Annotated in this window: 13 protein-coding genes; 9 read left to right on the top strand and 4 right to left on the bottom strand. The window is 74.2% G+C overall.

The window, feature by feature from the left end:
* Both K330_RS22940 and K330_RS0115655 read left to right on the top strand, forming a co-directional pair.
* The coding region (locus K330_RS22940; protein WP_022922763.1) for an HNH endonuclease signature motif containing protein at positions 1-850 on the top strand (850 nt) is incomplete at its 5' end.
* A gap of 109 nt (positions 851-959) precedes the next feature.
* Positions 960-2,621 carry a bifunctional 3'-5' exonuclease/DNA polymerase gene (locus tag K330_RS0115655; protein WP_022922762.1) on the top strand — a complete coding sequence of 554 codons (1,662 nt, stop codon included), beginning with the start codon at positions 960-962 and terminating at the stop codon, positions 2,619-2,621.
* A 24-nt stretch (positions 2,622-2,645) separates the two neighbouring features.
* Here the strand turns inward: K330_RS0115655 and K330_RS0115650 are convergent, their stop codons facing one another.
* A complete protein-coding gene (locus K330_RS0115650; RefSeq protein ID WP_022922761.1) occupies positions 2,646-3,857 on the bottom strand; it encodes an AAA family ATPase in 1,212 nt (403 codons plus the stop codon).
* 139 nt (positions 3,858-3,996) lie between these two features.
* Between K330_RS0115650 and K330_RS0115645 the strand changes: the two genes are divergently transcribed.
* Positions 3,997-4,530, top strand: coding sequence for a hypothetical protein (locus K330_RS0115645; RefSeq protein WP_029202751.1), 534 nt, complete (start codon positions 3,997-3,999; stop codon positions 4,528-4,530).
* Between the two features lie 31 nt (positions 4,531-4,561).
* On the opposite strand, the gene K330_RS0115640 is transcribed toward K330_RS0115645, so the two are convergent.
* Complete coding sequence (locus tag K330_RS0115640) at positions 4,562-5,329, bottom strand: HEAT repeat domain-containing protein (protein WP_022922759.1); 768 nt, start codon at positions 5,327-5,329, stop codon at positions 4,562-4,564.
* Positions 5,330-5,417: 88 nt separating this feature from the next.
* Here K330_RS0115640 and K330_RS0115635 point away from each other — a divergent pair, with 88 nt between their 5' ends.
* From K330_RS0115635 to K330_RS0115620, 4 genes are all read left to right on the top strand, one after another.
* Entirely contained in the window at positions 5,418-5,840 is a 423-nt protein-coding gene (locus K330_RS0115635) for an ankyrin repeat domain-containing protein (protein ID WP_022922758.1), read from the top strand.
* 18 nt (positions 5,841-5,858) lie between these two features.
* Positions 5,859-6,608: an NAD-dependent epimerase/dehydratase family protein gene (locus tag K330_RS0115630; protein WP_022922757.1), complete on the top strand. Its 750-nt coding sequence runs from the start codon at positions 5,859-5,861 to the stop codon at positions 6,606-6,608.
* Positions 6,609-6,669: 61 nt separating this feature from the next.
* The gene (locus K330_RS0115625; RefSeq protein ID WP_022922756.1) at positions 6,670-7,809 is read left to right on the top strand and encodes an LLM class flavin-dependent oxidoreductase; all 1,140 of its coding nucleotides are present in this window, start codon (positions 6,670-6,672) and stop codon (positions 7,807-7,809) included.
* A 53-nt stretch (positions 7,810-7,862) separates the two neighbouring features.
* Positions 7,863-8,534, top strand: coding sequence for an FMN reductase (locus tag K330_RS0115620; protein WP_022922755.1), 672 nt, complete (start codon positions 7,863-7,865; stop codon positions 8,532-8,534).
* Between the two features lie 133 nt (positions 8,535-8,667).
* Here the strand turns inward: K330_RS0115620 and K330_RS21785 are convergent, their stop codons facing one another.
* Positions 8,668-9,621 carry a type IV toxin-antitoxin system AbiEi family antitoxin domain-containing protein gene (locus tag K330_RS21785; protein ID WP_022922754.1) on the bottom strand — a complete coding sequence of 318 codons (954 nt, stop codon included), beginning with the start codon at positions 9,619-9,621 and terminating at the stop codon, positions 8,668-8,670.
* 242 nt (positions 9,622-9,863) lie between these two features.
* Between K330_RS21785 and K330_RS0115610 the strand changes: the two genes are divergently transcribed.
* The gene (locus K330_RS0115610; protein ID WP_022922753.1) at positions 9,864-10,325 is read left to right on the top strand and encodes an NUDIX hydrolase; all 462 of its coding nucleotides are present in this window, start codon (positions 9,864-9,866) and stop codon (positions 10,323-10,325) included.
* On the opposite strand, the gene K330_RS0115605 is transcribed toward K330_RS0115610, so the two are convergent.
* Entirely contained in the window at positions 10,306-10,674 is a 369-nt protein-coding gene (locus tag K330_RS0115605) for a hypothetical protein (protein WP_022922752.1), read from the bottom strand. The two genes, K330_RS0115610 and K330_RS0115605, sit on opposite strands and share 20 nt — an antisense overlap.
* A gap of 71 nt (positions 10,675-10,745) precedes the next feature.
* Here K330_RS0115605 and K330_RS0115600 point away from each other — a divergent pair, with 71 nt between their 5' ends.
* Complete coding sequence (locus tag K330_RS0115600) at positions 10,746-11,459, top strand: matrixin family metalloprotease (protein ID WP_022922751.1); 714 nt, start codon at positions 10,746-10,748, stop codon at positions 11,457-11,459.

Here is an 11,459-nt window from a genome sequence, read left to right as displayed (position 1 = left end):
CATCTGCGAGGCGCTGGGCAAGGTCCGCGGGGTGCTGGACGCTGACCAGTACGGCGCCTACGTGGACATCCTGACCGACGCCGCGGCCAACGCGGACCTGTCCGATCTGCAGCTGCGGCGGGCCACCGAGCGCCTGCTGGAGCTGGTGCTGGACCGCCCGCAGCGGGAGCGGGCCGAGCGGGCCGCGCACGCCCAGCGGGGCGTGGCCGTGCTCCGCCGGTCCGGGGGGATGACCCGCTTCGTCATCGACGCCCCGCCCGGGCAGGCCGCGATGATCACCGGCGCGCTGACCTCCCGCCTGGCCGCCCCCACCCCAGGTCCCGAGGGCGAACCGGATGAGCGCAGCGCGACCCAGCGCCGCTTCGATGCGTTCGTGACCGTGTTCTCCAGGGGCCTGTCCTGCCCGCAGGGCACACCCCAGATGGCCCGGGCCACCCTGTTCGTCACGATGGACCTGGACGACCTGCGCGAGGAGACCCCGGGGCACGGGGTCAGCCTGGGCGGGGACCTGCTGAGCGCGGCGCAGGTGCGTCAGGCCGCGTGCGAGGCCGAGGTCATCCCCGTGATCCTCGGTGGCGAGAGCCAGGTCCTGGACCTGGGGCGGGCCCGGCGCCTGGCCAGCCCCGAGCAGGTCAAGGCCCTGTACCTGCGTGATGGCGGGTGCACCTTCCCCGGGTGCACCGTGCCCGCGCAGTGGACCATCGCCCACCACGACCCCTGGTGGTCAAACGGCGGCGCGACCGACCTGGACAAGCTCGCCCTGCTCTGCGAACGCCACCACACCCACGTCCACCAGAACGACCTACGAGCCAGCATCGACGCCACCGGCGTCACCTGGCACCTGCGATGACCCCGCCCCCCAGCCCGGCCACCACGACCGGGCCCACAACCATGCCCTGTGGTGGTGTGCCAGCGGCGCTGCGGCTGGTCGGGGCCGGTCCCGCCTACGCTTGCCCGCCATGGACCTGGTGATCGCCGCTGCCGGTGAGGCGGTGGAGGTCGTGGCGGTCGAGCAGGGAGCGCCAGGACAGCGGACACGGGTCCTCCTCGCCGACCTGCCTGCCTGGGTCGCCGCCCAGCCCGTGAGCACGCGGTGGGTGTGGGCGGACAGCGCCGCCCTCTACCCGACGCTGCTCCGCGCGGGCGTGCGGGTGCGCCGGGCGGTGGACCTCCGCCTGGTCCGGACGCTGCTGCGCCGGGCCGACGCGGTCCGGCATACCGACTACGCCCGAGCAGTCCCGTCCTCCTGGGACGCCCCACCTCCGGGGCCCGACGTGGCTGGACACCCCGACCAGGGAGAGCGGCTGTTCGACCTGACGGTCCACCGCTTCGGCATCGACGAGTGTGTCGTCGAGCACCTTGCCCAGCAGCGATGCCTGGCGCAGACCGACGACGACGGCCGGCTCGCGCTGCTCTGTCATGCCGAGTCGGTCGGCGGGCTGGTCGCCCAGGAGCTCAACTCCGCAGGAGTGCCGTTCAGCGTCGAGGTCCACGACGCCCAGCTCACCGAGCTGCTCGGCACGCGCGACAGCTACGGCGGGCGGCCCGCGGTCATGGCGCAGCTGTGCGGCGAGGTGCAGGCGGCTCTGGGCGCCCCGAGGCTCAACCCCGACTCACCTGTCGACCTCGTCGGCGCCCTGCGCCGGGCCGGGCTCGACGTGTCCAGCACGCGCCAGGGGGAGCTCGAGCAGCTGGACCACCCGGTCATCGAACCGCTCCTGCGCTACAAGAAGCTCAGCCGGCTGCACACCGCCAACGGCTGGGCCTGGTCGCAGGCGTGGGTGCGCGACGGCCGGTTCCGGCCGGACTGGGTGGCCGGTGCCGTCGTCACCGGGCGGTGGGCCAGCCGTGGCGGTGGCGCCCTGCAGCTGCCCAGGCAGATCCGCGCGGCCGTCCGGGCGGACCCGGGCTGGCGGCTGGTCGTGGCCGATGCCGCCCAGCTCGAGCCGCGTGTGCTCGCCGCGATGTCCGGTGACCGGCGCATGGCCGCGGCGGCCGCCGGGGCGGACCTCTACCAGGCCCTCGTCGACCAGGGGGTGGTGCCGTCTCGCCAGCACGCGAAGATCGCCATGCTGGGGGCGATGTATGGCGCCACCACCGGGGAGGCCGGGGCCCTCATGCCGCAGCTGCAGCGTGCCTACCCCCGCGCGATCGACCTGGTGGAGTCGGCAGCGCGCGCAGGTGAACGGGGTGAACGGGTGCGGACCTGGTTGGGGCGGACCTCACCCCTACCCCCGTCATCGTGGCGCGAGGCCCAGGACGCGGCCCAGCGCCCCGGATCGGGGCCAGGGGCGGAGAAGCGGGCCAGGCAGGTGGCTCGCGACTGGGGCCGGTTCACGCGCAACTTCGTCGTCCAGGGCACGGCCGCCGAGTGGGCGCTGTGCTGGATGGGACACCTCCGCCGTCTCCTCGACGACGAACCGATGGCCGGGGCACACCCCGAGCTCGTCTACTTCCTGCACGACGAGGTGATCGTCCACGCCCCGGCCGCGGTGGCCGACGCGGTCGCCGACGCCGTCCGAGAGGCCGCGCGCGCTGCGGGGCAGCTGTTGTTCGGCACCTTCCCCGTGGAGTTTCCCCTCTCGGTCGCCGTCGTCGACTCCTACGACCAGGCGCGCTGACGACCTGCGACGCCCCGGGCGCCGCTACCGTCGGCCCCACTCCCACGGCGGCGTGCTGAGCAGGCCCTGACCGGCCACCTGGGTCTCGCCCAGGTCCTTGGTCAGCTTGACGAGGCGCAGCGGGGCCACCTCTCCCGGCGCGAGGTCCTCCCCGTCGCGTGCCGCGTCAGGGTCGGTGCCGAGCGCGTCGGCCACCGCGCTCAGGAGCGGCTCGGAGTGGGTCACCACGACGACCTGGGTGCGCCGTGCGGCGGCGGCGACCAGACGGCCGAGAGGCCCGACCAGCGACGGGTGCAGGCTCGTCTCCGGCTCGTTCAGGGCCATGAGCCGCGGTGGCACCGGGGTCAGCAGGGCCGCCAGCCAGAGCAGGTAGCGCAGCGTGCCGTCCGAGAGCTCGGCGGAGCGCAGCGGCCGCAGCATCCCCGGTTGGTGGAGCCGCACGTCGAAGAGTCCGTCGGTCGGCACGACGTCGACCCTGGCGCCGTCGAACGCGTCGGCCACCGCGTCGTCGAGCGCGGAGCGCCCGTCCTCGGCGATGGTCTGCAGCGCGGCGGCCAGGTCGGCCCCGTCCTCGGCCAGCGCCCACGTGCGGGTGCCGACCTGGGGCTGGCGCACCGGGCTGGCCGCGTCCACGCGGAAGCCGTCGTAGAACCGCCACGACCGGAGCGCCTCGCGCACGGCCCACAGCTCCGGCGCGGCGAGCGGGTCGACGACCTCGGTGAGCATGCTGGCCCAGGCCGGGACGCTGACCGGTGCCCTGGCCCAGCGACCCGCGTCGTCGCGCAGCTCCACGCTGTGGTGCCGGCGCCGCGCCACCAGCGTCGCCGGTCGCATGACCGGCCCGGTCCAGACAGCCTCGCGCTTGACCTCCGGGTCGCGGTCGAACGCCGAGCCCGACTGCACGGGTATGCCGAGGTCGACGAGGTAGGACAGCTCGTCACCACCGACCCCCAGGCGGAGCCCGACCCGGTCCTTGCGCACCGTGCCCTGCACGTCATACCCCCGCCGGGCGCCGCCCAGCGTCTCCGGGCCCGCCCACAGTGCCGACCCGAGCCCGCCCTCGCGGGCGAGCGAGCCGACCACCCGCCCGGCGCCGCAGTCGGCGAGCAGCCGCAGGGCGCGGTAGACGCTGCTCTTGCCCGTCCCGTTGGCCCCGGTGACGACCGTGAGCCGCCCCAGCGGCAGCCGGACGTCGCGCAGGGAGCGGTAGCCGCTGATCGCCACGGTGCTGTACACATCGGGCAGCGTAGAGGTGCGCGCCGACACGCCCGACGCGATCCCCGTCCGAGCACTGCCCGTCGGCGCCTCTTCCGTGGCAGTCTTGGAGGGACCACCATCTGGTGCCTGTCCGGACGAGGGCGAGGAGGTCGCGCGGATGTCGGATCGCGGGTTGCCGCCGGTCGAGGTCGCGCCGCTGCAGCGCAACGGCGAGCTCTCGGGGTTCGTGCTGATCGGGCGCTGGCCGGACGACACGCTGGAGTGGGCCGACTTCCTCCTGCTCGCGGTCCAGCTCGCCGCCGTCCCCGGCATGCTGCCTCAGGGCAGCACCGTCTTCCGCGTCGCCGAGGAGGTCCCGGACGGCCCGCCCGAGGGGGCGGTGGGTCTGGTCCTGGCGGAGGGCCCGATCCTGGGCGAGGAGCACCTGCAGCCGGGCCGCTTCGCCGACCGGACCCCACCCGGCCTGGCGGTGCTGCACCCGCCGCGCAGCACGCTCTCCTCGGTGCCGGAGTACGAGACCGCCTCGGGCTGCATCCTGCTCCCAGGGGTGCCGGACCTGGGCCTCGAGCACCGCGCCGCCTGGGTCGAGGTCGACGCCCACGGTCACATCGCACGCCTCACCAGCAAGGTGCTGGCCGACCCCGGCTCCGACGTCGACACCGCGGCCCTGGCGCTCCTCCTCGCGGCCTGAGGCTGCTGCCGGCTCCAGGACGGTGTGACCGTTACGCCCGGTCCGCCCGGTCCGAGAGCAGCCAGTCGGCGATGATCGCCAGCCACCGGTCGCCCGAGCCCCGCAGCCGCTCCAGCGCCTCGTCGACCTCGGGGACGTCGAGCCGGGCCAGAGCCTCCACCGCCACCAGCGCGACCTCCTTGTCGTCGTGCTCGACCGCGCCGACCAGGGCCACGGTCGCGCCGCGCGCACCGGGGTCGCCGATGACCGTGAGCACCTCGGCGGCGTGCCTGCGCGTGAGGGCGTCGCCGTCGCGAAGCCGTGCCGCCAGGCCGGGCACCGCCGGCTCGCCGAGCTGCTCGAGCGCCCGGGTCAGCTCGCGGCGACGTGCCTCGTCCGGGTCGCCCAGGTGCGCCAGCAGCGCGGGCGCCGCCTCCGGAGTGCCCGTGCGCCCCAGCGCCCACCACGCCTTGGCCGCCACGGCGTCGTCCGGGTCGTCCGCGAGCGGCAGGACGTGGGCCACCGCGCGAGGGTCGCGGATCTTGCTCAGCGCGTGCAGCACCTGCACCCTCGACGGCTCCCCGCCCTCGAGCGCCGCGAGCAGGTGCGGCAGGGCCGCCTGCGCCTGGTTGACCACGGCCCAGGTCAGGGTCTCGCGGACGTAGAAGTCGGGCTCGGAGACGAGCAGGGCGACCAGCTGCGGCGCCGACGCCGCGTCGGCCAGGGTCCCCAGCCGCAGCGCCGCCTCCTGGCGGACGCTCGGGTCGGAGGAGAAGGCGGCCCGCAGGGCCTCCTCGAGCCGGGCGGGGGAGGTGGTCATCCTCCGACGCTACCCCGGCCCTCCCCTAGGCTCGGACGGGAGAGCCTACGGCCGCTGCAGAGCGAGGCGGCGGCGAGGAGGAGCACCGATGACCGAGCCTGACACCCCATACCCCCCGCCGTCCCCGGGACCTGACCAGGAGACGATCGACCTGGCGCACGCCCTCCTCGACCTCGCCCGGCAGGGGCGGACCGAGCAGCTCGCGGCCTACGTCGACGCCGGCGCCCCCGCCGACCTGACCGACCCGGCCGGCAACACCCTTCTGATGCTCGCTGCCTACCACGGGCACGCCGACCTGGTCCGCGAGCTGGCCAGGCGGGGAGCGGACGTCGACCGTCTCAACGACCGGGGGCAGTCGCCCCTCGCGGGCGCGGTGTTCAAGGGGGAGCCGGAGGTGGTCGACGCCCTGCTCGAGCACGGCGCGGACCCCGACGCGGGTATGCCGTCGGCGCGGGACACCGCGCAGATGTTCGGCCGGGCCGGGCTGTTCGACGGGCCTGCCCGGCAGTGACGGCCTAGCGTCGCGCCCATGGACCGACCACGCACGACCGTCCTCGTCACCGGCGCCGCCGGCACGATCGGCCACGACGTGCTGCGGCTGCTGCGCGAGGACGAGGAGACAGACTTCGACCTCCGTCTCAGCGACGCCGACGCCGACGCTGACGGTGACCCGCCCGTGGAGGACCTCGACGTGCGCGACCTGGAGGCGGTGACGACCGCGCTCGAGGGCGTGGACACGGTGATCCACCTCGCGGGGGCCGCCTCGCCGGAGGCTCCGTGGGAGGACGTGCTCGACCTCAACATCGTCGGTACGCGCACGGTGCTGGAGGGCGCGCGGCAGGCCGGCGTGCGACGGGTGGTGCTCGCCTCCTCCAACCACGCGATGGGCATGTACGACCGCGACCGCCAGTGGCCCGTCTACAACCACCAGCCGCCCCGCCCCGACTCGCTCTACGGGGTGTCCAAGGTCTTCGGTGAGGTCCTGGGCCGCTTCTACCACGACGAGCACGGGCTGGACGTGATCGCGCTGCGGATCGGCTGGGAGAGCGGCGACTTCGGTGCGGCCGACGACGAGCTGACCCAGGGGATGTGGACCAGCCCCCGGGACATGGCCCAGGCGCTGCGGCGGGCGGTCCAGGCGCCGGTCCGCTTCGGCATCTACTACGTCACCTCCGACAACGCCGCCCGGCGCTGGGACCTCACCGGCGCCCTGGTCGACCTCGGCTACCGGCCGCAGGACGACTGGCGGCACGTGGCCGACCGAGGCACCCTGGAATAGACCCGGACGGGCCCCTGTTGGTAAAGTTGATACATCAACTACCCCGGAGAAGGTGAGCCCCATGCAGTTCGGTGTCTTCAGCGTCGGCGATGTCACGACCGACCCCACCACCGGACGCACGCCCAGCGAGGGCGAGCGCATCGAGGCGATGACGCGCATCGCCCTCAAGGCCGAGGAGGTCGGGCTGGACGTCTTCGCGACCGGTGAGCACCACAACCCGCCGTTCGTGCCGTCGGCCCCGACGACCCACCTGGCCTACATCGCCGCGCAGACCGAGCGTCTCCTCCTGTCCACGTCGACGACCCTGATCACCACGACCGACCCGGTCCGGATCGCGGAGGACTACGCCTTCCTCCAGCACCTGGCCAAGGGCCGGGTCGACCTGATGATGGGCCGCGGCAACACCGGCCCGGTCTACCCGTGGTTCGGCAAGGACATCCGCCAGGGCATCCCGCTGGCCATCGAGAACTACCACCTGCTGCGGCGCCTGTGGCGCGAGGACGTCGTGGACTGGCAGGGCAAGTTCCGCACGCCGCTGCAGGGCTTCACCTCGACGCCGCGCCCGCTGGACGACACGCCGCCCTTCGTGTGGCACGGCTCCATCCGCTCCACCGAGATCGCCGAGCAGGCCGCCTACTACGGGGACGGCTTCTTCCACAACCACATCTTCTGGAACATCGAGCACACGGCGCAGATGGTCAACCTCTACCGCCGCCGCTTCGAGCACTACCGCCACGGCGGTGCCGACCAGGCGATCGTCGGTCTGGGCGGGCAGGTCTTCATGGGTGCCACCGAGGCGGAGGCCAAGCGCGTCTTCCGGCCCTACTTCGACAACGCCCCGGTCTACGGTCACGGCCCGAGCCTGGAGGAGTTCACCCGGGCGACGCCGCTGACGGTCGGCACCCCGGAGATGGTTATCGAGCGGACCCTCGGCTTCGCCGACGCTGTCGGTGACTACCAGCGCCAGCTGTTCCTCATCGACCACGCCGGCCTGCCGGTGGAGATGGTCCTGGAGCAGATGGAGATCCTCGGTCGCGAGGTCGTGCCCGTGCTGCGGCGGGAGTTCGAGGCGCGGCGCCCGGCCCACGTGCCCAGCGACCCGCCCACCCACGCCAGCCTGGTCGCCGCCGGCCCCGACGCGCCGCACCACCTCGTCGCGCCCGTCCGGGCCGCCGAGCAGGCCGCCGCAGTCGCGCGCTGACCGCCCACACCCCTCTCGAACCACCCGAACGTCCCCGACCCAGGGAGCCGCACGTGTCCCGTCGCATCGTCGTCATCACCGCAGGCCTGTCCCGGCCGTCGTCCACCCGGCTGCTCGCCGACCGCATCGCCGAGGCCGTCGGCACGCAGGTCAGCGCGCGCGGCGAGAGCGCGCAGGTGGAGGTCATCGAGCTGCGCGAGCTCGCCGTCGACCTGGCCACCACCATGACCACCGGGGGTATGCCGACCCCCGCGGTCCGGCGCGCTCGTGACCTGGTCAGCTCCGCCGACGGGCTGGTGGCCGTGACGCCGGTCTTCACCGCCAGCTACTCAGGGCTGTTCAAGATGTTCGTGGACATCCTCGACACCGACGCCCTCACCGGGATGCCGGTGATCATCGCCGCGACGGCCGGGACCGCGCGCCACCAGCTGGTCCTCGACCACGCCCTGCGGCCGCTGTTCGGCTACCTGCGGGCGGTCGTCGTGCCCACCGGCGTGTTCGCGGCCACGGAGGACTTCGGCGGGGGCGAGCACGACTCGCTGACCGCGCGCATCACGCGGGCGGCCTCCGAGCTGGCGGCGCTGGTCGTCGCCGAGACCGGCTCGGTGGCGGGCTTCGCGCCCAGCTCCGAGGACCTCGACGGGGTCCGCCGCCGCCGCTCGGGCAACGACCTGCCGACGGACGTGACCGACTTCGAGACGATGCTGGGCGGTCTCGGCCAGTAAGGCACGGCAGGTCCGTGGGTCGCCGCGCCTCCGGGAGTCCTGGTGGGTTCGCCATGCACCGGTCGACATCGGCCAGCTGGGCTCGACATCGCCCAGCTGGGCGATGTCGACCCTGCTGTGCCGCGGCCGGGGGTCAGGCTGACCGAGCCCGGTCGGCCGCGATGGCGGTCTCGAGGAGCTCACGCACCCGGTCCGGTCGCGACAGGTCCGCCCAGACGATCCGGACGACCGTGTAGCCCGCGCGCTGGAGCGCAAGCTCACGCCGCTTCTCGAGGACGAGGGCGTTGCGCTCGCCGTACTTCACCATGCCGTCGAACTCCACGGCCACCCTGGTGCCGTCGACCAGGAAGTCCACCCGTCCGACGAAGCCGCCGTGCGGAGCGTGGACGGCGACCTGCGAGGTCACCGCATACCCGAGCCTGCCCAGCAGGAGGCGCGAGAGCGTCTCGCCCGCGGACTCGCAGGCTGGGTCCATGAGGCCAGCGGCGCGCTGCATCAGGCGTCGTGCCGACGGGTGTCCGGCTGCAGACGCGGCTCGCTCGAGGTCGTCGACCACCGCCAGGCCACGGTGCAGGGCTGCATCGCCGCAGACGACCGCCTCCTGCACGCCGGAGCTCTCGAGGACGCCGACGACCGCGAACGCCGGCTCCACCACAGGAGCCCCGCGGACCGAGGAGGTCCGGGCGGCGGAGTAGCCGGTGTGGATGGTGTAGCGGGCAGCCCGACGGAACTGCCCGGCCCCCGTGCGGCTGCCGTGGACCCGGTCGGGACGGGACAGGACCGGCAGCCCCCACAGCATCGCCGCGCTGGCATGGCTCACCGCGACACCCTCCGGCCACGTGCGGGCCACCGCGAGAGCCGTCAGCCGGTGCCGTTCGTCCGGATCGGCCGCGGCGAGCACCGTGGTGGAGACGTAGGCGCCCCGGGCCACCCTGGTGAGCACCCCGGTCCGGGTCAGGGCGCGCACGCCCTCGCTGCCGATCCGCAGCCCCTTGAGGTCGCGGCTGCTGAGCGTGTGGTGCTGGGCGGCGAGCAGGTGCAGCACCTCGTCGCGCTGGCCCGGTGCGAGGCAGGTCGTCGGCTCCATGCCGCCACAGCCTGCCCGGGAAGCGATCGGGAGTGCCGTCGTTGTCCACAGGACCCCCCGGCCTCGCCCTCGGCGGGTCGACATCGCCCAGCTGGGCGAGGCCGGCCGGCCAAGGACGACCACGCCGTGGCGGGTGCGACCAGCGCGTCTGGTGATCCTCGACCTGCGGCTGCAGCGGGTGGGCGGGGGCGCGGTATGGGGTTCGCCCGCGCCGGGTGGCCCTCCGCCCCTACCCTGGGCCGGTGGACTTCGACACCAGGGTGGGGTGCTACGCATGGATCGAGCAGGACGGCCGGGTGCTGCTGCCGCACTGGCGCGAGCGTGACGCCGACGGCACGGAGTACGCCGGCTGGACGCTGCCGGGGGGCGGCCTCGAGCACCGCGAGTCACCGGAGGCCACCTGCCTGCGCGAGGTGCGGGAGGAGACCGGTTTCACCGTCCGGCTCGAGGGGCTCCTCGGCGTGCGCAACCACTGGATCCCCACCGAGCGGCGGCGCACGCGCCGCCAGGGCCGGCCGCTGCACGCCCTCCAGGTCGTCTACCTGGCCTCGGTCACCGGGGGCACGCTGACGGTCGAGGTCGACGGCACCACCGACGACGTCCGGTGGGTGCCGGTGCACGACCTGCCCGCGCTGCACACCGTCTCGCTCGTCGACGCCGCGGCGGAGTGGGCCGCCGCGCGGCTCAGCCGCCCGGGAAGGTGACGCCCGACCGCCTGTCGAGACGCTGCAGCAGGTCGTGGGCGGCCAGCTCCACCGCCTTGTGCCGCCACTGCGCCGCCCGGAAGACGCAGGCGATGAGGGCCGAGCGGTGCACGCGCCGGAAGTCGCCGTAGCCGAAGGCGTAGCGACCCTTGGTCCCGTCGGTGGCGCCGACCGTCAGCCCGAGGTGCCACGCGGCATACTCCTCCATCGGGTGCCGATCCAGGAAGGCGTTCTGCGCCGCGGCGTCCGGCTGCCGCTCCGACCACTCCGAGTCCAGGACGTACTGCCGGGCATCGATGAGCTCGCGGCACCGGGCCACGCCCGCCTCGTTCACCTCGTAGCTGGCCATGGCGTCATGGTCGCGCGGCCGCCGCAGGTCGTCCCGCCGGAACGCCCAGGCGGGTGGGGGAGACTGGGCCCATGACCGAGCCCGTCCGCCAGCGCCGCTCGTGCGGCGGTGTGCTGGGGACGCTCCTGGTGGTCGGGGCGGTCATCGTCGGCACCGTCGCGCTGTCCCCGAGCCTGGCGCTGACCGACCTGCGCGACGCCGCGATCGACCCGATCGTCGGCGTGCCCGGCTCGGGCGGCGACGGCTACACCTTCATGGCCACCACGCCGCGCGGCACGCCGGTCACCTGGCCGTGCGACGGCACGATCGAGCTCGAGGTCAACGCGCAGGACGCGCCCGAGGGGTATGCCGAGCTCGTCGCCTCGGCGGTGGCGCAGGTCAACGACGCCAGCGGCTTCGTCCTGGAGGTCGTGGGCGAGACCGACGACCGGGAGTATCAGGAGCGGGGGGCCGGGCCGGTGCTGCTGATGTGGGCCGACGAGAGCGAGGTGCCCGAGCTCGCGGGCCGCACCGCGGGCATCGGAGGCTCCAGCTATGTGCAGGGTCCGGGCGGGGGCGGGCGTGCCGTGGGCGGCATGGTCGTGCTCGACACCGACATGCCGGGTGGCCTCCTGCGACGCACCGACCCCGGACCGGTGCTCGTGCACGAGCTGCTGCACGTCATCGGCCTCGGCCACACCGAGGACCCCTCGCAGCTGATGGCGCCGGAGTACAGCTCTCAGCGTGGCCTCGGCGACGGCGACCTCGCGGGCCTGCAGGCGCTGCGCGACGCCGCCTGCTCCTGA

This window comes from Ornithinimicrobium pekingense DSM 21552 (genome assembly GCF_000421185.1).
In the GTDB taxonomy this organism is placed as follows: Bacteria; Actinomycetota; Actinomycetes; order Actinomycetales; family Dermatophilaceae; genus Ornithinicoccus; species Ornithinicoccus pekingensis.
The sequence above is the reverse complement of the archived record's forward strand: the minus strand, read 5'-3'. Positions and strand labels throughout refer to the sequence as shown.